We start from the raw sequence: 19,188 nt of genomic DNA, 5'->3' as shown, positions 1-19,188 counted from the left end.
TATGACCACCGAACTCTTCCTTCGCTACATACACTTCATCAGTATTTTTACCATTGTGGCAGCGCTGGCCTCCGAGCATTTGTTGTTGAAGAAAACGCTTACCCGCTGCGAACTAAGCCGGCTGGCAAAAATTGATGCCGTGTATGGCGTGGCGGCTGTAGTGCTGCTTATTGCCGGACTAACCCTTTGGCTGGGCGGTGTGGGCAAGCCCGCGGTGGTATATACCAAAAACTGGATTTTTCATATCAAACTCACCCTGTTCATCACCATTGGTCTGCTGTCCATCTACCCTACAGTTTTCTTTTTAAAAAACCGCAAAGGAAATCCGCAGGAAGAAGTGATGGTGCCCGCCTCCGTTATCTGGATGCTGCGGCTGGAGTTGGTGCTGCTGTTCATTATCCCGCTGCTGGCCGGGCTGATGGCGAGAGGGGTGGGGTATTTTGGATAGACCCACTGCCGCTTGTCTGTATGCCGCTTGAAGCTAACCCAGTCTGGCCGCTGTGTTCGTTTTCACTGTAATAAGGTTTAAACAGCAGGTGGGCGATAGGGCGTTGTACATGAGGGTTGATTTTTACGGGTTAAAAAATGCACCAAATGTAAAAGGAGTAGTGAAAAATCAGACTTCAAACAAAGTTTTTTGATAAGTACCCCCTTTGATTTTATTCATTAACTCTCGTATATATTCATAGTGCTTAACATATTGATTTGGGATTAGAATCAATTTGAGATTTTTGCTATTAATCAATTGACCTTTAAGTTTATCAGACTCCATCCGTTTTCTATTGTGGTAATGATCAGCACCATTGATCTCAAATACTATCTGAGGTACTTTACCCACATAGATAACACCATCAAACTCTCGTTTATTTAAAGCTGGATTATTGATCTCTTCTGGAAACAGGTCTGTTAGTTTTACATTTCTTTTAAATCTCGATCCCTGAATCGAACAGTAATGACTCATCGTTTTATAGAATTCATCTTCGAATACTGAATTATTTGAGAAACCAATGGTGAACTTGTTTACCGTGCTTTGAGAGACCTGTGTAGTTCCATTTTGTTGCACATATTCAATTAGCGCATATAAGTCATCATCTTTTCTGGATAAACTTTCGATAGCTTTTTTATCTGTAAATACAATTAATTTCTCTTGCGCCCTGGTAACCCCTACGTTAATTAACTGACTGTTGTTCTTTACCCAATCATAGGTACGAGGTGTTGTATCTCTTGAAATAGATGTTGATATAATAATAGTCTTATTTTCCTGTCCCTGAACTTTATGAATTGTGCCACAACTTACGGAGGGATCAATTTCACCCTTTTCTTTTGCTGCTTGCAACAAGTGATTTAAAGCATCTTCTTGGTTTCGGAATGGAGTAATAATAAATGCATCGGATAGTTTATTTTCTTTAATGTAGTTGACTATACCCTGTGCCTCTTCCAGTGTGGAATTCTTTAGCTTATGATTTACATTATTCACATCAACCAGTCGCACCTCTCCGATATTACTAAGCATTGAAAGATTCAACTTGTTCTCATAAAACCGCATGTTAGAAAAGTTGATTATCTTTTTACCACAGCGATAATGATAGCTCAATAAAATATCTCTCGATATGTTGTCGATTCGCTTGTAGGTTGAAAGAATGGAATTATGGAAGTAGTCATATGGCTCACTTACAGCGAACTGTTTCATCAACTCTTCATTTCTGGTTTCCTCGAAAAGAACAATGGGTTTTAGTTGATTGGTGTCACCTATTAGCACGATATTCTTACACTTTGAAATTGGGATAAGACTTGTTGCTACATCACATTGACCGGCTTCGTCAATGGCGAGTAAATCAAACTTATACTTTTTACCCAGTTTACGGCTGGATAGATTGGTGGTAAGAATAACAGGAAAAACTTTTGTGGACACTGCCTAATTAAGTGTGTAAGTGCTGGGTAACGACTAAGCAACTGCGTAAAGGTTTTATATTTTGCATCTGCCTTCGAAGATAGTTAAAAATTGATTTACGATTAGTGGCCAGTTTCTCACGGGCAAGGTCCATTTTTTGGTGATCTCCCGTAAAGCCAGGTACACCGCTTTCACCACCGCCTGGTCGTCAGGGAACGAAAGTTTGTTGTTGGTATACTTGCGGATTTTTCCGTTGAGATTTTCGATAATGTTCGTGGTATAGATCAGCGTTCGGATTTCGATCGGATAATCGAAGAAGTGCGTGAGGTTATCCCAATTCGTTTTCCACGACTTGATAGCATGCGGATATTTTTTGCCCCATGTTACTTCAAGCTGCTCTAAGGCTTGAGCAGCCAGCTCTTTGTTTGGTGCTCCGTAAACAGTCTTCAAATCGGCTACAAATTGTTTCTTGTCTTTCCAGACAACGTAGCGAAGCGCATTTCTGATCTGATGAACTACACAAATCTGGGTTACCGATTGGGTAAACACGCTGGTGATTGCATCGGTGAAGCCCTTCAGATTATCGGTGCTGGTGATGAGAATATCTTCCACGCCACGGCTTTTTAAATCAGTAAGTACACTTATCCAGAATGAAGCACTTTCGCTTTCACCCAGCCACATGCCCAATACTTCCTTAAACCCCTGAGCATTAAGGCCTACGGCCAGGTAAATGGTTTTGTTGATCACCTTCCCATTCTGCCGGACTTTGAATACGATCCCATCCATCCACACCACAAAGTACACCGATGAAAGAGGCCTGCTTTGCCACTCCGTTACCAACGTATGTACCCGCGAGGTAACGTTGGAAATAGTGGCATCCGAAACATTCACACCATAGATTTCCCGGATTTGTATTTCAATGTCGCGTACGCTCATACCCCGGGCATATAAGGAGATGATAATTTCTTCGATGCCTTCTACGAACCGGCTGCGCTTGGGAACCAGGACGGGCTCAAACGTGCTGTTCCGATCCCGAGGTACTTCTATCTGTAGTTCACCTCGCGTGGTCTTGATGGTCTTACGGGTTTTTCCGTTCCGTGAGTTCCCGGAGTTAATCCCTTCTGGTGAATGTTTGGCATAGCCCAAATGGCCATCGAGTTCACCTTCCAGCATTTGCTCCATGCCCTTTTTGAAAAGTTCATCGATAAAGCTGTTGAGGTCTTTCGAATTCTTAAATTGCTTGAGAAACTCAGGGGTGAGCATCTCTTTGAGTAGTGGGTGTTGTTCTTGATTTTCCATGGTAACTGTGTTTAAAGTTAAGTCTTTAAATGCAACCGATTCGGCTGAAAGTGGTACATTCCACATCCCCTTTCAGCAAGGCCGAATCGGGCCTTTACACAGTTGCTTAGTCGTTACCCTTTTGTGAATTTCTCCAGATTATCATCATCAGCGATCCACTTATTAAATTCTTTTATTTGGGCTTGCTCATCTTCATTATTCAGGATTTCAATAAGTGGAGCGTAATCCTTGGTTTTTAATCGCTTAATGCAACGCAATGATTCGAAGTAAAAGAATTGAAGCAATTGATGATTGCCCTTGATTACTTCATAGATGTTTTTTAAGTCCTCATTGGTAATATCTGGTAGCTGAGCAAGTTTTTCCTCTAGTTTATTCTTTTCCTTTTCCAGCAGGTGGTTTTGCTCTTTTGACAATAATCCATTTACGAATTCGAGGTTTTGTTTTACGTCAAGCCGATCCTCATACTGTTTTAACCTGCTTAGCAATAACTTATTATTCTCTTTCGACTTCTCTTTCAAATTAATTAACAGCTCCTCCTTAGGTACGTCCTTTGTTTCAAATGCATACAAGGCTTTTATGATTCTTAATGCCTTTGCTACATATTCGTTATTACCCAACCTGATTACGGGAAGTAATATTTTTTTTCCACGATACTCGCCTAAATACAATTTCTCCTTTATGCCATCTATTGGCACATTGTTATTAGACGAAATCAGAAGTTTTTTGCCATTGGCCAGGCAATTCACAATGATATTTAACAGTGTTTGGGTTTTACCTGTGCCGGGTGGGCCTTGCACGTACGTGATCGGGTATTTTAGGGCATTGTAGACCGTACGGAGCTGGTCGATGTTTACCTGATTATCATACAAAACAATGTGGGGCTCTTTTCTATTCTTTCTGTCCAGCAGTGAGGGGTTTTGAAAAAATGCTTTTATAGGAATCTGTACTTCATTGTTCTTGTGATCTGAATTTATGTTGTCATAAATTCGAGCAATGTCAACCTGAGTATACCCCAAAACAACTACTTCAGGTCTTGTATTAGGCAGCTCACCCATCTTAAAATTACCTTTCAACAGCTCAATGGTTTCAGCCTTATTGTTGGCATACATTGCTTCAAAATCAGCCGGACTTAAATCTGTGTAGTAAGAAAGCGTATGCTTAATCCCTTGTATGTAGAAATTGGGGTTAAATTCTGATTTGCTGCCAAGATGTAGCGTTTTTTGAACAGGGTCAAACGTTAGCTTTCTGAAAGCCACTACAAATTTGCCTCTCGAGAATAAGTCAATAGAAAACTCACATAAAGCCAAATCATAGTCATTGAAGGAATTAAATTCATTGTTGTAGATCTCCCTAACTATTTGCTTTAGTTGTGTATCCGTTAATGAATAGGGAGCTTTCTTTTGTAATTCTGGGAGATCTAAGCCTTGAATAAGATAGGTTTTGTGCAGAAAGGGGTCTCTATTTGCTTTGTAGCATTCGAGGTAATAATTCAAAATGTTATTGTCATACCTGTGAAAATCATAGATCTGCAAACTCTTATCCTCCTCCAGTTTTCTTATTAGTTCTTCAGGGACTTCATAGTGTGAAAATTTCAGAATTTCAGCTGACTGAATTCCTGAGATAAATATTTTTTTATTTAAAAGTGGTTCGTCCTTTGTGACATTAAACATATGTACATACAGCTCATCATTTGCATTAATGTCTTGTATGCTAATCCAGAATGGCGTGATCTCTCCACTCTTATTTTTATAAGTAATGTTTAGATATTTTCCTTCTCTTATAGCTTTCCCTATAAGAACGGCAATTTTTTTATCAATCATCTTTGTTAAAGACAAAATATAAAAATTAGCTAGGCCAGCAGACCGGTTAACTTATTTTACATCAAGCATATTTAAATATTGTGACTTTGTTCATATCGAGGCAGCCTGTCAATAAACTCTATAAATTCACTTATTTTATCTTTCTTGTGTTGGAAGTTTTAAAGTGTACTCAACACTTTCATATTCATTCCATGTCTGGTCCAAATCAGGAACCCAGTCATCAAATTTTAAACGAGGTAGTTTCCAATCATTAGGGTCAAAGAATTCAGAATCGATTAAAGAAGCTCTTAGTTTACTCTCAACGAGTTCAAGAGAGTATTCATCAGGATTAGTAAAAATCACATTACCAAACACTTTATAGTTACCTGTATCGCGGTATTTGTAATTGAATTTTAGGTTATTTCTTGAAGTACTCATGATTGTGATGTTTCAAAAATTCTGGATCGGGCATAAACTTTTTTGGTAGTGTAATCTGCTTATTATGAAACTGTATAAAGTTTTGTTTGATGCTTTTGGTTGATTCTTTCTTCAGCAAAATTGAGGACACTTTTACTTTATAGTCTTCAGTAATGGTAATGAGTCCGTTATCGAAAGCTTTATCGTGAAGTGCGTTCAGCGATAATCCATTTTTAGGATTTAACCTGTTAGTGGTATCCTGACTCCAAGGCTTAATGTGACTTGCAATCAGTAATTCAGGTTGATTGATGCCCGTGATGCAGCAACTAAAATCATAATTGGTCATTACTAATGTTCGAAACACAATTTGATTCGTTCTTACTTTAACCATTCTCTCTTTTTCTTCGCCACTTTTCGGCAAATCAGTTAAGTCAATTTCGTATAATCGGTCAACAGTGATTTTTTTCTTCTTTGCATATAGATTTTCACTCTCTATAAACAGGTTATCCCAATTGTTGAAGAACTCATTCCAAATCTCTTTATCTAAATTACTTACGTTCGAAGCACCTTTAATGCCTCTTGCTTTAAGTTGCGGATCAAGACTTGCAAAGTTCACAAGTTTAAAAGCGACCGAACCGGGTGTACGATGAATCAGGTTTGCTAACTCAATCACATCAGGATTTCTGCTGTGAAGTTTACCAAAGGGGAGTTTGCAGTAAAGGTTAATCGTTAGGATCAGATCTTCACGCGTCCAGAGTTTTTGGCCTTCTTTCATGTTTCGTCTATTACAAAAGTAAAGTTACAGTTATCGCTTAAACAATGATGTATTTGCGTTCGATTCTTCGTGTTAGATAAATCGAGAATTAAATCAGTTCTATTACCGCGCTTAGGATAAGTTTGGGGTTGGTCGCTGATAATAAAAACATAATTAAAATCAATCATAAGTTATGAGGGTAAAAATTCAATGCACATCCATAGGATGAATTTATGACTTAATTCGTCAATCCTTACCTGTCATTTGGATGATTAAAGGAACAAACCTTGTTGTGAGAAATTCTGCCCTGACTCATCACCTGTTAACGACAGTTCGTCACGACAGTCCAACGATTCGCAACAAAAATTTGCGAGCCATTCAACTCTTTGCTCATATTGGCAGTCTATAAGGCGTACACACAATGAAAGCCCTCAATTTGCGCAGAACTGTATTCCTGGTCATAGGCATACTGGTGGCCGCAATGATTCTGGTAACCACTAGTTTGTTTGGGATGAACCCGTAAGTTCTTCAATACCTCCAGCTCTTCAAATCCGCTCCTTTGGGCGCACTGGTTTCAATGCGCTTCAATATTTTAGGTAAATACATGGTGTTGTAGCGCAGCCGTGAAATGTAGTTGGGATTGTTGTGGTCGCCATTCCAGCAATGCTCGGCCCGGTCGCCATAATCAACTTCGCCACCGTAAAACGGATTTTTTGTTTTCTTCAAAAACTCTTCCATCAGGTACACGGCATTGTTCAGGTAATAATTATCCATGTCGCCACAGTAGATATGAATTTTGCCCTGCACCTTCGGACCGAGGGTGGCCCAGTCGCGTTGCAGGATGTGCCGCAGGTCATAGTGCTCACGCCAGTATTCAGCCACGGTGTGGTTAATTTCACCTGTAACTTTATCCCACAGGCGCTTGGGGTAGCCGTCTTCACCCTGCGGTGAGTACACGGCCTCCCAGATGTCCCACTGCTGGCCTGAGCGTGATTTGGTGCCGAGGGCCAGTTCGCGGTGGTTCATCTCGCGCAGGGTGGCTGTAATCTGGCCGAGGTAATTGCGGAAACCGGGGCGTTCCAGTTTCTTAAAATCGCTTTCGTAGTAATAGGCATTCTTGTCTTTATAAATATCCACCAGGCAGTAGGCGCGGAAGTCGATGGGGTCGGGGCAGGCGGCAAAACATCCGTTCAGTTCATCGGGGTAGAACAGCTGCACGGCCAGCGCTTCCCAGCCACCGGTTGAACCTCCGTAGGTAAAACGGGCCCAGCCCTGTCCGATGCCGCGGAATTGTTTTTCAATTTCTGGGATAAGCTCGTACATAATGGCATCGCCATACGGCCCCAGGTTGGCTGAGTTCACGGCATACGAGTCATCGTAGTAGGGATTGGCATGTTGTATTTCGATAATGAGAAAGCGCGGAAAGTTTTTGCTCGTCCACTGTTTGTAAAAGTTGTATGCTTCCTGTGCCTGTATTTTCCGGTAGCCGTAAATGTTAAACCGGGTGCTGTAATCGGTGGTGTCCATGTTCGGGTCGGGCGGAGTTTCGCTGAAGCCGCCAAAGTCGCTCGGAAAATGGCCGTGATAAATCATGAGCGGATACCGCGCCTCCGGATGATCATCAAAACCTTCGGGTACCAGCACGTGGGCGCCCAGAAACATGGGTCTCCCCCAAAACTCCGTGAGCATTTTACTTTGAATTTTTATGTGGCGAACGTACTTCGTGTCTTTCGGCTCGGTAACGGGTGGTATTTTCTGGTCCATTACCACGCGGATTGTTTCTTTCTTTGACGGATCAACCGAAACTTTAACCGGTGTGCTGTAAAAATTGCCGGGCTTGCTGTTCCACTGTTGGCCTTCGCCCTGGTCGGGCGGGAGTTTTACCGTGTGCCCGGTTTTCAGCGTAAAGGTTTCGTAGCGGTTAAGCAGCGCCTGCACGTAATACTCACCGGCCGGTACATCGTTTAAACTTTGTATCGGGTAGCCAAAGGCGGTTGCATCAATTGTAATTTCATCACCGGGCTTCATGCCTTCCACATCAATTCCGAATACGAGTTGTGTGGAGAGACCGTCAACAATCTGGTGGCGCGGTTCCGACTTGTCGTTATTGGCCAGCATAAGCAGCAGCCGGCCGTCCTGCGCCTGGTCGCTCATTTCGGCTGTGAAGGAAACGGAGAATTTCAGTTTGGCTGTATTTTCTGTAGGTGTTGTGCAGCGGATGCTAAGCAACAGCAACACAGTAATAAACGCAGTGATTTTTTTCATGGTGTTGATTTTTGCGGGAGGAATTTACTTCCATCGGCAATTAAAAACCCGGATTTTTACATGAAATCAATCAAATTTTTGATTTTTTTAGCGATGTCAGCCAAACGATTCTTTATTATATTGCACGTCAGAATTTAGTTGGCCTGTTACCTATGACCATTCACATCATCGAAGACGATGAGATTTACGCTGAGTTCATTCAGCGGGCGCTTGCGCAGGATCCGAACCTCAAAATAAAGAGTTTCAAGTCGGCCGAAGAGTGTCTGAAGGCGATGAATGGCGGCCCGTTACCGGATGCCTTTATTGTGGATTACAAACTGCCCGGAAAAACCGGCATTGATTTTTACGAGGCCATTAAAGCCAAGATGAAAGATCAGAACAAACTCATCATGATGAGCGCTATTGACGATGGCAACCTGGTGCTGAGTTTTATCCGGAAGGGGGTTCGTGATTACGTTATTAAAGATGACAGCGTGATTGAATCCATCAAAGCCATCCTCGAGGGCAAGGATGAAGATTATTACCTCTTCAATTAAAGCTATTTTTTACTTGTTATGCTGAGCGATTAGCGAAGCATCTTCTTGTTTTATGACCAGGATAAGAGGTCCTTCGCCATGCTTAGGCGTGGCTCAGGACGACAATCTTATTTGTTATGCTGAGCGAGAGCGAAGCATCTCTTAATTTGTTGGCTTGCTGTTTATTTGTTATGCTGAACGTAGTGAAGCATCTCTTGTTATGTGACCCAGATAAGGAGGTCCTTCGCCCCGCTTTGGGCGTGGCTCAGGACGGCAAACTTTATTTGTTATGCTGAGCGATTAGCGAAGCATCTTTTGTTTATGACCTGGATAAGAGGTCCTTCGCCCCGCTTATGCGTGGCTCAGGACAACAAATTTTTTTGATTTTAACAAAGTTTCTTCGTTTTGCTCGGGTCAACTAAGTTTTTTGCTATGCCGAGCCACGTTGAAGGCGTGACGAAGCATCTTTTGTTTGTTGGTTCGGATAAGAGGTCCTTCGCCCGCTTCTGGCGTGGCTCCGGAAGACAATCTGTTTTTTTGTTGTGCTGAGTTCAGCGAAGCATCTTTTGTTCCATACATTAATTTTTCTTCCTCGGTGCTGAACGAGATTGTGCATTTTTTGGTGGCCAATCAGGCATAATGCTTTTATTCAAAAAATTCAGGTTGGGATTACTTTTTCGAATCAGGTTTAATTTCTTTTTCCGGGTCCACCCCTTAAGTTCCTTTTCTCTTGCAATGGCATCGTGAACCCATTGAAAATCTTCCCAATAGATCAGGCAATAGCAATAATATTTTCCGGCAAAAGTTTCAGGGTTTCCTCTGTTCAGGTAATGCTCAATAATCCGTTGATCCAACTGATTTGTCATGCCGATATAGAGAACCCTTTTAGATGGGTTGGTTGTAATATAGGTGTAGAAGCGGTGGTTCATTAATTAATGGCTTACTAAGTAAAAGATTTTTAGAACGTTGGTAAAGAGGTCCTTCGCCCCGCTTGGGTGTGGCTATGGAAGACAATCTGTTTATTTGTTATGCTGAGCGATTAGCGAAGCATCTCTTGTTATGTGACCCAGATAAGGAGGTCCTTCGCGTGGCTCAGGACGACAATCTTTTTTTGTTATGCTGAGTTCAGCGAAGCATCATTTAATTTGTTGACTCGGATAATTGGTCCTACGTGTGGCTCAGGACGGCAATCGTGTCGGAAACGTTAACCGGAACACGGAGCCTATACCTTCGGTTGTCTGACACTCCACACCTCCTCTTATTTTTTGCATCATGGCTTGCGTAATGTACAGGCCAAGGCCTGTACTGCTTTCCCCTCCGGTCGGGCGGTTGGAAAACCGGCTGAATTTTTTAAACAGCGAAGCACGTTCATTGGGCAGAAATCCACGCGCCTCATCAGCTACTTCAATCAAGGCATGGTTACCGGAAACAGCAGCCTGAACATGTACCGACTTTCCCGGAAAGGAAAATTTAATTGCATTGGAGAGTAAATTATCAAACGCACGCTGCAGGCAGTGACGGTCGGTGTGCAATTCGCAATCGTCAACCGTGCTCGCTATAAGTGTAAGTTGCTTCTTGCGTGCCACACCATCAATTGCCTTTAGCGAGGTATGGATAAATTCGCGAAGGCTAAAAGGGGCCGGCATCAGTTTAAGGCCCTGATATTCCAGGTTGCGGTAATCAATCAGGTTGCGGATCATGGCCATGCCATCGGCAATAACGATGTGCATTTTTTCGAGGTAGTTCCTCTGCTCATCGGTTAAGTTTGTTACATTCATTTGCAGCAGTTGCAACAAAGCATGCATGCGGTTAAATGGCGACTTTACATCGTGTGAAGCGATGGTGAGCAGGTGGCGCTGACTCTGAGTAAGTTCTTCAATTTTCTGAAGAAGCAATTCAACCTGTTTCGAATGGTCTGAAGGTAAATCTTTCATGCAACTCGAAGTGATGAAGGTACGGATTTGCGTTCAGATACGCACCCGGATTTCATCCTGGTAATCAACTGGAATAGTTACCGGCACACTTTTGTAGGTAAACCGGATAGAGCCTTTATACCGGATTTTCATCTTCTTCCCGCCCAGCACAGCCAATACGGTATCGAAAAAGCCTAATTCTTTCAGATTAAGTTTTACCTCAAGCGGTACGGTAAACTCAGCTTTTGCCGGAACCTTTGTTTTCAGTTTCTGATCAATCAATGCCGCCTTCTTACCATCTACAAAAACCTCCATATCAATTTTGCGTAACGTCATGCTGATTTTGTTGGGATTGTACAGTACCGCATTGGCCCGGAGCAGCGGCTCGGTGTTAACTTCAACAACAACATCTTTTATTCTGCGCAACTCTACTTTTTCCTTTGGGCTGCAGGAGGCAAGAAAAAGAAAGAATAATAATAGTAATAGATACACTTCCCTATACCCCCTCGAGGGGGGAACAAGGGGGGTGTTGGTGATTTTACGCTTCATTGCCATTGGCGTAAGTATAGACAATCTCGTGCTAACTTTGTTACATGAATCTCCTCTTCGACAGTATTGCAACCGGTTTGGCCGAACAGGAATTTGCCATTGCCGACCAATTTTTAAGCCAAAATGAAGTGGATGCTATTCTAGGTCTGCCTGAGTTTCAATCGAGAGAAACATTTAAAAAAGCCGGCATCAGCAAACAGGTACAGGTAAAGGAGGAAATCCGGGGCGATTACATCCAATGGATTGATAAAACCACTGCGCAGGAAGCCGCAAAAGTTTACCTGCAGCGACTGGATGAACTAATCCGGTACCTTAACCGGAATCTTTTTCTGAGTCTTAAAGATTACGAAGTTCATTTTACTTTTTACCCGGCCGGTACGTTTTACAAACGCCACCTCGACCAGTTTAAGCAGGACGATCACAGGAAACTTTCGGTTATCTGCTACTTAAATACCGATTGGAAGCCTGAGCATGGAGGCGAATTGCGGATGTACCTGCCCGGCCGCACCCGCGATGTGTTGCCTGTTGCCGGCCGGCTTGTTTGTTTTCGCAGCGACCGTATTGAACACGAAGTGCTGCCGGCTACCCGTGAGCGGCTAAGCATAACCGGGTGGATATTGGATAAGGAAAAATTTCTGCTTTAAGTGTGGCTGACTGACTGGGCGCGAATCCACGTTAGCACCTCAGCCAGGTAAGCGGCAGGCAATTCTTCTTTATACAGTTGTCTCACAAACTCTGCGGTAACTTCACGATCAGTAAAATCAGGATTTTGCTCCCTTATTCTTGATTTGATTTGTTCGTTTACTTCATCAATCATTTCAAAACCCAATCTGAACCGCTCGGCATCAGAAAATGAAAGCCAGCGTTCCTTTTGTTTTTTTCGGATATGATCGGGTGTGTCGGTCATAATACCCCAAAGGTATTAAGTTGCAATTCCATTAACCAGTACCGGAGATACTTATGGTCAACCGGATTCTCCAGCAGATTTCGCAGATCTTCCAGGTGGCGGTCACTCTGAATATCCTGAATCCAAATAAGTTTAGAAAGAATCAGGTCTTCCGCAGAAACGATCCAGGCCTCATGTCCGAAAAGCTTTTTTCTGACCCTTCTTTCAAATTCTGTCTTCCGGTACGGAGAGTTCTTCTTAAGAACGAAGTCAATTTTAAACCCGGAACGGTTATCAATAACGTTAAACATTCCACGCCTTTGTACTTCTTCTTCTATTGATGGCCGATGGATAAAAAAATTATCCTTGAATATTTCACAAAACAAATCGAGGGAAGCGGCATCCAGTTCAATCACTACATCAATATCGCGGGTTACTCGGGCAGTGCTGTACGCCAGCAGGGCAATGCTGCCCGAAACCATATACGGAATTCCACGCGCTTCCAGTTGTGTTGTTATTTCTTTATAAAGATCTGAAAGACTCATTGTTTCGGCAGGTAAAGTAACATCTTTACAGGACACATGAATTGCAGAGGACCTCTTTTTTTCAGTTTCTCTTGTTACTTTTGAAGCACCTGTTGATGAAACCCTATTTTTTAAAACTGTATCAATACAACGAATGGGCGAACAGCCGTGTGCTGAAGGCACTCAAAGTGCAGCAGGTATCGGATTCAAAAATTCTTGAAATCATGGGTCATGTGGTGGCTGCACAACTGCTGTGGCTGCACCGGGTAAAGCATTGGCCTGCGCCCGCAGTAAAATTGTGGGGAGCCTATTCACTGGAAGAGATTACCGCTATGAGTGAATCGGCCTGTAAACAATGGTTGCAATTTGTAGCCGAACACGATACCTTTAATGAGGAGTTGAGTTACCTGAATTACAAGGGAGAGCCGTACACCAACAACGTAGAAGCTATTATGATTCACCTGGTTAATCATTCATCCTATCATCGGGGGCAAGTGGCGTTGCTGATGAGGCAAAAAGGGTATGAACCGGTGAATACAGATTTTATAACGTATGATCGCATCCTTCGCGGACAATGGAAAGATTAAAACCTGCTGATATGAAAAAAATTTATTTACCTGCAGTTATTTTGTTGTGCACCATTGCTGCCCTGGCCCAGGATGGCATCACCATTTGCCATACTCCGGCCACCGAGAAATTTGCGTTGTTTGCTTCAAACAAGGAATTCAATATGGCCCATGCTGATCCGCTGCCGTATACGCACCAAAGCCAGGTGGGCAAGATGGTCACGTTTAAAACCGCCAGCGGCCCCGATGCTAACGGCTACCTGCTGGAAGCAAAGAAAAAAACAAACAACTGGATTTTTGTTTTCCAGGAGTGGTGGGGCCTGAACGACCACATCAAACGCGAAGCGGAGCAACTTTATAATGCATTGGGTAATGTAAATGTACTGGCCATTGATATGTATGATGGCAAGGTTACCGACAAACGTGAAGAAGCCGGCAAGTTAATGGGAGCGTTTAAGCAAGATCGGGGTAACGCCATTGTGCAGGGCGCCCTGGCCTATGCCGGCAGAAATGCAAAAATCGGAACGGTAGGCTGGTGCTTTGGCGGAGGGCAGTCGCTGCAGGCTGCATTAACCGCAGGGCCCCAGGCGGCAGCATGTGTAATGTACTATGGCATGCCGGAAGAAAATGTGGACAGGCTTAAAACACTGAACTGCGATGTGCTTAACATCTGGCCTACGCAGGACCAGTGGATTAACGAAGCGGTGATGGATAAGTTCGAAGCGAATATGAAGGCAGCCGGAAAGAACCTGACGATAAAAGCCTATGAGGCCGACCACGCTTTTGCTAACCCCAGCAACCCGAAGCACAATAAAGAATTTGCTGAAGATGCTTTTAAAAATACGGTAGAGTTTTTTAAAGCACGGCTGAAGTAAGCAGACCGATTTTTTACATCAGTTCTTCCAGCATAAACTTTATCACATCGGTGGTGGTAACAATGCCCACCAGTTTGCTTTCGTCTTTTTTATCTACTACAGGCAGGGCGTGAAATTCCTCGGTGGAGAGAATTTCGGCAACCCGCTTAATACTGTCGGTTTCTTTCACTACGCGCGGCTTGTGCGACATCACCTGCGAGATGTTTAGCATTTCGAACACCGCTTCATCCGCATCGCCTTCACCGGCAAACAAACTGCTGAAGGTAAGCCTGTTCAGGTCGGTTTTGCTGATGATGCCCACCAACTGTTTTCCATGCAATACCGGCACATGGCGGATGTGCTGTTTGCGCACCAGTTCGTGCACATCGGCCAGTTTATCGTCCAACTGAACTGTGAAAACATTTTTTGTCATGATGGTGCTTACGGGCGTGTTCTTCTTCATGGCTCCGGTAGTTTGTTCGACTTCAAAATACCCAGGAGCCCGGAGTTTACGTCTGATCAAAATCAGAGCGCCTCAATGATCTTCATCACTCCCACACCACCAGGCCTTCCTGGTGGAACCACTTCGGATAGTTAGGCAGGTGAATCTTTTCTACTTCATTTCGTTTTACCTTGAGCGTGGGCGTTAGCAATCCGTTATCTACTGTCCAGTCGGTTTTCATGATCACGGCTGTTTCCAGTTTTTCGTAGGCTTCAACTTTTTTATTCACCTCGGCAATCGTTTGACTCAGGCTTGCAATTATAGCTTCCTTGCTTTTAGTTTTCGCTGAAGCTGAAAGTACAACAAGTGCCATCGGCTGGGGCACGCCCATGCCGACAACACACACCTGTTCAATATCGGTGTTTTTTGAAAGCATCAGTTCGATGGGCGCTGGCGATATGTATTTTCCTTTGTCGGTTTTGAATTGATCCTTTACCCGTCCGGTAATTTTCAGGTAACCGTCTGCATCATACTCGGCCATGTCGCCCGTTTTCAGGTAGCCTTCTTCATCAAAAACTTCGGCTGTAAGCCCCGGCTCTTTGTAGTAGCCTTTCATCAGGGCTTTGCTGCGGATGCGCAACTCGCCTTCGGATGAAATTTTTGTTTCAGCACCCGGCAGGGGTTTGCCTACGGTGCCCACTCTGTTTTGGCCGATAAGGTTAAAGTGCGAAAGCACACAATCTTCCGTCATGCCGTAGTTCTGATAGATAGTGATGCCAAGCGTTTGAAACCAGTTCATGATCGGAACGGACAGCGGGGCCGCACCCGAGCAGATGTAAATAGCCTTGGCCAGGCCTAGTTCTTTTTTCAATTTGTTCTTCAGCAGCGTGCTGATTAACGGAATAGAAAGCAGCCAATCGAGTTTTTTCTGCGGAATTTTGGCAAGAATTTTTTCCTGGATCTTGGTCCATATCCGGGGCACAGCAAAGAATATGGCCGGTTGCGTGTCTTTAAGGTCCTGTGCAAACGTATCCAGCGTCTCGGCAAATGAAATGGTAGCTCCTTTATAAATGCCCAGCAGTTCAATGCCCAGCCGTTCGGCCACATGGCTCAGCGGCAGGTATGAAAACATGCGCAGGCCGTCAGGCAATTGCGGAAGAATTTGCTTTACAATGCCCAGCACGATGTTGAAATTTCCGACCGTGTGCATTACTCCTTTTGGTTTTCCTGTAGTGCCTGAGGTGTAGATGATAGTCATCAGATCATCGGGTTGCGGGGTGGCCGGATTTTTTATGGGCATACCGGTTGCGATTATTTTCTCCCAGCTTTTTCCTTCCTGGTGTCCATAAACCTCCAGGCTTATCCGCATAAGCGATGCCGGGATGCCGGCCTGTTGATTTTTGTAGTCATCCAGCTTGCCGATAACGATGGCGGCCGATTCGCTGTGCTCCAGTATCGGGCGGATGGCATCGGCACTCAGTGTCGGGTAAATAGGAACGGAGATGTGTCCGGCCATCATAATGGCGAGGTCGGCCATAATCCAGTGTGCACAGTTTTTAGAAAGGATGGCCACTTTGGATTTTGGAGGAAGCGCTTCGAGGGCGCCCGCAATTTTCCGAATCTCTGCACCGGCCTGCCGGTAACTCCAGGTTTTCCATTGGCGGTTAAACGGTTGCCGTAGAAAAATGGCATCGGGTTGGGAGGCTTCCCAAGCCAGAAAATGGTGCAGCGGAGATGTAGCCATGTTTTTGGTTTAGGGGTTTGGTTCAGGAATGTAGTAACTATTGCTGGCGGTTGCAATGTATATTTGCGCGACTCGTTTGATAATTATGCAAAAAGTATCGTGGTATTTGGTTGTGGTTGCAGCGCTTCTGGTATTCGGTTGCGGTAGTGATGAAGAGAAATGTGCCTTCATCCCGGCCCCTGAAAAGCAGGTATCGGTTCAATTTTTGTCGCTTTCCGATTCACTGCCGGCCATCACCTCAAAAACAGAACTGGTGAATATATTAACCCGCTACCCGGTATTGCGCGATTATTTTTTTCACAGAAGTGATTATCCGAATGATTCGGTGTTTATCAATGAACTGTACCGCAGGTTTACCAATCCCTATCTTGATACACTGTTGCTTGAAGTAAGGCGAGTGTTTGGTGATGAACAGGAACTTAAAAAAGAATTAAATCAAGCCTACACCAACCTGCTTTACTATTACCCCGAAGCAAAAGTTCCTAAGGTGATAACAGCCATCAGCGGCCTGGATACCGATATGGTGGTAACCGATTCGCTGATCATAATTGGGCTGGATTTTTATCTGGGTAAGGGCGCCCGCTACCGGCCCAACATGTACGAATACCTTTTACAGCAATACACCCCACAAAACATTGTACCCTCGGTGATGCTGCTCAATGGGATAAGCGCTCAATACAATGCTACGGATCCATCTGATAAAACCGTTTTAGCCGACATGATTGCCTATGGCAAGTCGTTTTATTTTGCCAAACACATGTTGCCTTGCGTTCCGGACAGCATTTTTATCTGGTACTCGCAGGAGGAAATGAAGGGAGCCCGCGCCAATCATGATTTGATATGGCTGCGGCTCATTGAGGATCAGGTGTTGTATGAAACCAGCCACCTTGTTAAACAGCGCTATCTGGGTGATCGGCCAAAGACCCTGGAGGTAGGCGACAAGTGCCCGGGCCGTATTGGCCAATGGGTGGGTTGGGAGATTGTGAACAGTTACATGAAGGCGCACCCTGAAACTACGCTGCAGCAATTGATGCAGTTAAGCAATGCCGACAAGTTGTTTAAAGAGTCGAAGTATAAACCGGTAAAAAAATAAGGCAGGCTCCACTGCACTTTATTTATCTTTGATGACTCCAATCCCATAACCATGCGACAAAAAATTGTAGCCGGAAACTGGAAGATGAACAAAACCTACCAAGAGGCCGGTCAACTGGCTACTGAGGTATTAGCGGCCTTTCAACAGCCGGGCGCGGAGTTACCCCGCGTAATTTTTTGCCCTCCGTTTCCGTATCTGGCCGAGGTTGTCAACCTGACAAAGCATGATGCCCGGTTTTCGGTGGGCGCGCAAAATTGCAGCGAGCATCAATGGGGTGCCTACACTGGCGAAGTTTCTGCTCCTATGTTGAAATCTATGGGCATTAAATATGTTATACTGGGGCATAGCGAGCGCAGGCAATATTTTGGCGAAGAAGGCGCGGTACTGGCACAGAAAGTTGATGCCGCCCTGGCCAACAACCTCACCCCGATTTTTTGTTGTGGCGAACCGTTGATTGTACGCGAAGACAACAAACAAAACGATTTGGTAAAATCGCAGATTGAAGAAGGATTGTTTCACCTGCCTGCTGAAGGAATAAAAAAAATTATAATCGCCTATGAGCCTGTATGGGCCATTGGTACCGGCAAAACCGCCACCGCACAACAAGCCCAGGAAATGCATGCCGTTATCCGCAAACACATTGCAGGCCGCTATGGAAAGGAAACAGCCGAAAGTATTTCTATTTTATATGGAGGAAGCGTGAATGCCGCAAATGCCAAAGAACTGTTCGCCAGCACAGATGTAGATGGCGGACTGGTTGGCGGGGCCTCGCTTAAGCCCAGCGAGTTTGTTGACATCATCAGAGCAGGGTCCAACTGATCGGAGCATGTACTACACCCGCCTGCAGGTTGTTTGTTCACCTGAGTTTTCAGAAATACTCATGGCCGAAGTGGCCGAAGCAGGCTTTGATACCTTTATGGAAACCGAAAGGGGATTTGAGGCATACGTAGAAAAAAATCAATATACGAAGGACAAGCTTCAGGAAGTTAAAGAAAAGTATTCAGGTATAACACCGGTTGTCTTTTACCTGGACCGCGTTGAAAAGAAAAACTGGAATGAAGAATGGGAAAAGAGCTATGAACCTATTCTTGTTGAAAACAAGTGCCTCATTCGGGCCTCGTTTCATCAACCGGAAAAGACATATCCATACGAGATCATTATCACCCCCAAAATGTCGTTTGGTACAGGGCATCATCAGACTACCTACCTGATGATCAAATCTCAGCTTGAAATGGATCATACAAACAAAGTTGTTATGGATGCCGGCACCGGAACGGGTGTATTGGCCATCCTGGCATCGAAACTCGGAGCAAGCCGGGTAGAGGCAATTGATATTGACGAGTGGAGCATTCTGAACAGTAAAGAAAATGCAGATTTAAATGGTTGTCCGAACATTTCCATTCGCCAGGGTAAGCTGAGTGATCTAACCTTCGAAGGTGATTTTGACATCATCCTTGCCAACATCAACAAGAACATCCTGTTAGAAGAACTGCATCAGTATGTGGCTTACCTTAAGCCGGGCGGCCGGTTGCTGCTCAGCGGCTTTTATGAAAAAGATATTCCCGATTTACTCACGGAAGCGCTTCGTTATGCGTTACAGCATGTACAAACCGATGTGCGCGATAACTGGGCAAGTTTGTTGCTGGCCCGGTAAGGGCAAAGGTAGTTTGGGCTTGA

21 protein-coding genes are annotated in these 19,188 nt (G+C 44.2%); 8 read left to right on the top strand and 13 right to left on the bottom strand.

Annotated elements, in window-relative coordinates; all coding sequences use genetic code 11:
* Position 1: 1 nt before the first annotated feature.
* Positions 2-448, top strand: coding sequence for a DUF2214 family protein (locus tag HRU69_03795; GenBank protein QOI96664.1), 447 nt, complete (start codon positions 2-4; stop codon positions 446-448).
* 168 nt (positions 449-616) lie between these two features.
* Here the strand turns inward: HRU69_03795 and HRU69_03790 are convergent, their stop codons facing one another.
* From HRU69_03790 to HRU69_03765, 6 genes are all read right to left on the bottom strand, one after another.
* A complete protein-coding gene (locus HRU69_03790) occupies positions 617-1,912 on the bottom strand; it encodes a hypothetical protein (protein QOI96663.1) in 1,296 nt (431 codons plus the stop codon).
* A 54-nt stretch (positions 1,913-1,966) separates the two neighbouring features.
* A complete protein-coding gene (locus HRU69_03785) occupies positions 1,967-3,154 on the bottom strand; it encodes an IS256 family transposase (GenBank protein QOI98815.1) in 1,188 nt (395 codons plus the stop codon).
* Between the two features lie 149 nt (positions 3,155-3,303).
* Complete coding sequence (locus tag HRU69_03780) at positions 3,304-5,010, bottom strand: hypothetical protein (GenBank protein QOI96662.1); 1,707 nt, start codon at positions 5,008-5,010, stop codon at positions 3,304-3,306.
* 135 nt (positions 5,011-5,145) lie between these two features.
* A complete protein-coding gene (locus tag HRU69_03775; GenBank protein QOI96661.1) occupies positions 5,146-5,427 on the bottom strand; it encodes a hypothetical protein in 282 nt (93 codons plus the stop codon).
* The gene (locus HRU69_03770; GenBank protein ID QOI96660.1) at positions 5,408-6,181 is read right to left on the bottom strand and encodes an HNH endonuclease; all 774 of its coding nucleotides are present in this window, start codon (positions 6,179-6,181) and stop codon (positions 5,408-5,410) included. The genes HRU69_03775 and HRU69_03770 overlap by 20 nt, the downstream gene beginning before the upstream one ends.
* A gap of 507 nt (positions 6,182-6,688) precedes the next feature.
* The gene (locus HRU69_03765; GenBank protein QOI96659.1) at positions 6,689-8,425 is read right to left on the bottom strand and encodes a hypothetical protein; all 1,737 of its coding nucleotides are present in this window, start codon (positions 8,423-8,425) and stop codon (positions 6,689-6,691) included.
* 152 nt (positions 8,426-8,577) lie between these two features.
* On the opposite strand from HRU69_03765, the gene HRU69_03760 reads away from it, so the two are divergent.
* Entirely contained in the window at positions 8,578-8,961 is a 384-nt protein-coding gene (locus HRU69_03760; protein ID QOI96658.1) for a response regulator, read from the top strand.
* A gap of 557 nt (positions 8,962-9,518) precedes the next feature.
* Here the strand turns inward: HRU69_03760 and HRU69_03755 are convergent.
* From HRU69_03755 to HRU69_03745, 3 genes are all read right to left on the bottom strand, one after another.
* Positions 9,519-9,869, bottom strand: coding sequence for a GIY-YIG nuclease family protein (locus HRU69_03755; GenBank protein QOI96657.1), 351 nt, complete (start codon positions 9,867-9,869; stop codon positions 9,519-9,521).
* A gap of 249 nt (positions 9,870-10,118) precedes the next feature.
* Positions 10,119-10,874 (bottom strand): HAMP domain-containing histidine kinase, encoded by a 756-nt coding sequence (locus HRU69_03750; GenBank protein QOI96656.1) that lies wholly within the window; start codon positions 10,872-10,874, stop codon positions 10,119-10,121.
* A gap of 33 nt (positions 10,875-10,907) precedes the next feature.
* Entirely contained in the window at positions 10,908-11,402 is a 495-nt protein-coding gene (locus tag HRU69_03745) for an LEA type 2 family protein (GenBank protein ID QOI96655.1), read from the bottom strand.
* A 44-nt stretch (positions 11,403-11,446) separates the two neighbouring features.
* Here HRU69_03745 and HRU69_03740 point away from each other — a divergent pair, with 44 nt between their 5' ends.
* On the top strand, positions 11,447-12,046 hold the full coding sequence (locus HRU69_03740; GenBank protein QOI96654.1) for a 2OG-Fe(II) oxygenase: 600 nt from the start codon (positions 11,447-11,449) through the stop codon (positions 12,044-12,046).
* On the opposite strand, the gene HRU69_03735 is transcribed toward HRU69_03740, so the two are convergent.
* Both HRU69_03735 and HRU69_03730 read right to left on the bottom strand, forming a co-directional pair.
* Positions 12,043-12,309 carry a hypothetical protein gene (locus tag HRU69_03735; protein QOI96653.1) on the bottom strand — a complete coding sequence of 89 codons (267 nt, stop codon included), beginning with the start codon at positions 12,307-12,309 and terminating at the stop codon, positions 12,043-12,045. The genes HRU69_03740 and HRU69_03735 overlap by 4 nt on opposite strands.
* Positions 12,306-12,833, bottom strand: coding sequence for a nucleotidyl transferase AbiEii/AbiGii toxin family protein (locus HRU69_03730; protein QOI96652.1), 528 nt, complete (start codon positions 12,831-12,833; stop codon positions 12,306-12,308). The genes HRU69_03735 and HRU69_03730 overlap by 4 nt, the downstream gene beginning before the upstream one ends.
* Positions 12,834-12,928: 95 nt before the next feature.
* Between HRU69_03730 and HRU69_03725 the strand changes: the two genes are divergently transcribed.
* Positions 12,929-13,399 (top strand): hypothetical protein, encoded by a 471-nt coding sequence (locus HRU69_03725; protein ID QOI96651.1) that lies wholly within the window; start codon positions 12,929-12,931, stop codon positions 13,397-13,399.
* An 11-nt stretch (positions 13,400-13,410) separates the two neighbouring features.
* Positions 13,411-14,253, top strand: a complete 843-nt coding sequence (locus HRU69_03720; protein ID QOI96650.1) for a dienelactone hydrolase family protein — start codon at positions 13,411-13,413, stop codon at positions 14,251-14,253.
* Positions 14,254-14,266: 13 nt separating this feature from the next.
* On the opposite strand, the gene HRU69_03715 is transcribed toward HRU69_03720, so the two are convergent.
* Together HRU69_03715 and HRU69_03710 are read right to left on the bottom strand one after the other, a co-directional pair.
* Positions 14,267-14,695: a CBS domain-containing protein gene (locus HRU69_03715; protein QOI96649.1), complete on the bottom strand. Its 429-nt coding sequence runs from the start codon at positions 14,693-14,695 to the stop codon at positions 14,267-14,269.
* An 85-nt stretch (positions 14,696-14,780) separates the two neighbouring features.
* The gene (locus HRU69_03710) at positions 14,781-16,418 is read right to left on the bottom strand and encodes an AMP-binding protein (protein ID QOI96648.1); all 1,638 of its coding nucleotides are present in this window, start codon (positions 16,416-16,418) and stop codon (positions 14,781-14,783) included.
* An 85-nt stretch (positions 16,419-16,503) separates the two neighbouring features.
* Between HRU69_03710 and HRU69_03705 the strand changes: the two genes are divergently transcribed.
* From HRU69_03705 to prmA, 3 genes are read left to right on the top strand one after another with little or no spacing between them, the layout of a single operon-like run.
* Positions 16,504-17,511, top strand: a complete 1,008-nt coding sequence (locus HRU69_03705; GenBank protein ID QOI96647.1) for a gliding motility lipoprotein GldB — start codon at positions 16,504-16,506, stop codon at positions 17,509-17,511.
* 51 nt (positions 17,512-17,562) lie between these two features.
* Complete coding sequence (locus HRU69_03700; protein ID QOI96646.1) at positions 17,563-18,330, top strand: triose-phosphate isomerase; 768 nt, start codon at positions 17,563-17,565, stop codon at positions 18,328-18,330.
* 7 nt (positions 18,331-18,337) lie between these two features.
* Positions 18,338-19,165, top strand: a complete 828-nt coding sequence (prmA, locus tag HRU69_03695; GenBank protein ID QOI96645.1) for a 50S ribosomal protein L11 methyltransferase — start codon at positions 18,338-18,340, stop codon at positions 19,163-19,165.
* The last annotated feature ends 23 nt before the right edge of the window (positions 19,166-19,188 follow it).

Source organism: Flammeovirgaceae bacterium (assembly GCA_015180985.1).
Classification (GTDB): domain Bacteria; phylum Bacteroidota; class Bacteroidia; order Cytophagales; family Cyclobacteriaceae; genus UBA2336.
Note: the sequence above shows the minus strand (reverse complement) of the source record. Positions and strands in the feature narration are given on the sequence as shown.

Coding starts and splice junctions, on each gene's coding strand:
- HRU69_03795 (QOI96664.1), top strand. CDS start 2: ATGACCACCGAACTCTTCCTTCGCTACATACACTTCATCAGTATTTTT.
- HRU69_03785 (QOI98815.1), bottom strand. CDS start 3,154: ATGCTCACCCCTGAGTTTCTCAAGCAATTTAAGAATTCGAAAGACCTC.
- HRU69_03780 (QOI96662.1), bottom strand. CDS start 5,010: ATGATTGATAAAAAAATTGCCGTTCTTATAGGGAAAGCTATAAGAGAA.
- HRU69_03775 (QOI96661.1), bottom strand. CDS start 5,427: ATGAGTACTTCAAGAAATAACCTAAAATTCAATTACAAATACCGCGAT.
- HRU69_03770 (QOI96660.1), bottom strand. CDS start 6,181: ATGAAAGAAGGCCAAAAACTCTGGACGCGTGAAGATCTGATCCTAACG.
- HRU69_03765 (QOI96659.1), bottom strand. CDS start 8,425: ATGAAAAAAATCACTGCGTTTATTACTGTGTTGCTGTTGCTTAGCATC.
- HRU69_03760 (QOI96658.1), top strand. CDS start 8,578: ATGACCATTCACATCATCGAAGACGATGAGATTTACGCTGAGTTCATT.
- HRU69_03755 (QOI96657.1), bottom strand. CDS start 9,869: ATGAACCACCGCTTCTACACCTATATTACAACCAACCCATCTAAAAGG.
- HRU69_03750 (QOI96656.1), bottom strand. CDS start 10,874: ATGAAAGATTTACCTTCAGACCATTCGAAACAGGTTGAATTGCTTCTT.
- HRU69_03745 (QOI96655.1), bottom strand. CDS start 11,402: ATGAAGCGTAAAATCACCAACACCCCCCTTGTTCCCCCCTCGAGGGGG.
- HRU69_03740 (QOI96654.1), top strand. CDS start 11,447: ATGAATCTCCTCTTCGACAGTATTGCAACCGGTTTGGCCGAACAGGAA.
- HRU69_03735 (QOI96653.1), bottom strand. CDS start 12,309: ATGACCGACACACCCGATCATATCCGAAAAAAACAAAAGGAACGCTGG.
- HRU69_03730 (QOI96652.1), bottom strand. CDS start 12,833: ATGAGTCTTTCAGATCTTTATAAAGAAATAACAACACAACTGGAAGCG.
- HRU69_03725 (QOI96651.1), top strand. CDS start 12,929: ATGAAACCCTATTTTTTAAAACTGTATCAATACAACGAATGGGCGAAC.
- HRU69_03720 (QOI96650.1), top strand. CDS start 13,411: ATGAAAAAAATTTATTTACCTGCAGTTATTTTGTTGTGCACCATTGCT.
- HRU69_03715 (QOI96649.1), bottom strand. CDS start 14,695: ATGAAGAAGAACACGCCCGTAAGCACCATCATGACAAAAAATGTTTTC.
- HRU69_03710 (QOI96648.1), bottom strand. CDS start 16,418: ATGGCTACATCTCCGCTGCACCATTTTCTGGCTTGGGAAGCCTCCCAA.
- HRU69_03705 (QOI96647.1), top strand. CDS start 16,504: ATGCAAAAAGTATCGTGGTATTTGGTTGTGGTTGCAGCGCTTCTGGTA.
- HRU69_03700 (QOI96646.1), top strand. CDS start 17,563: ATGCGACAAAAAATTGTAGCCGGAAACTGGAAGATGAACAAAACCTAC.
- prmA (QOI96645.1), top strand. CDS start 18,338: ATGTACTACACCCGCCTGCAGGTTGTTTGTTCACCTGAGTTTTCAGAA.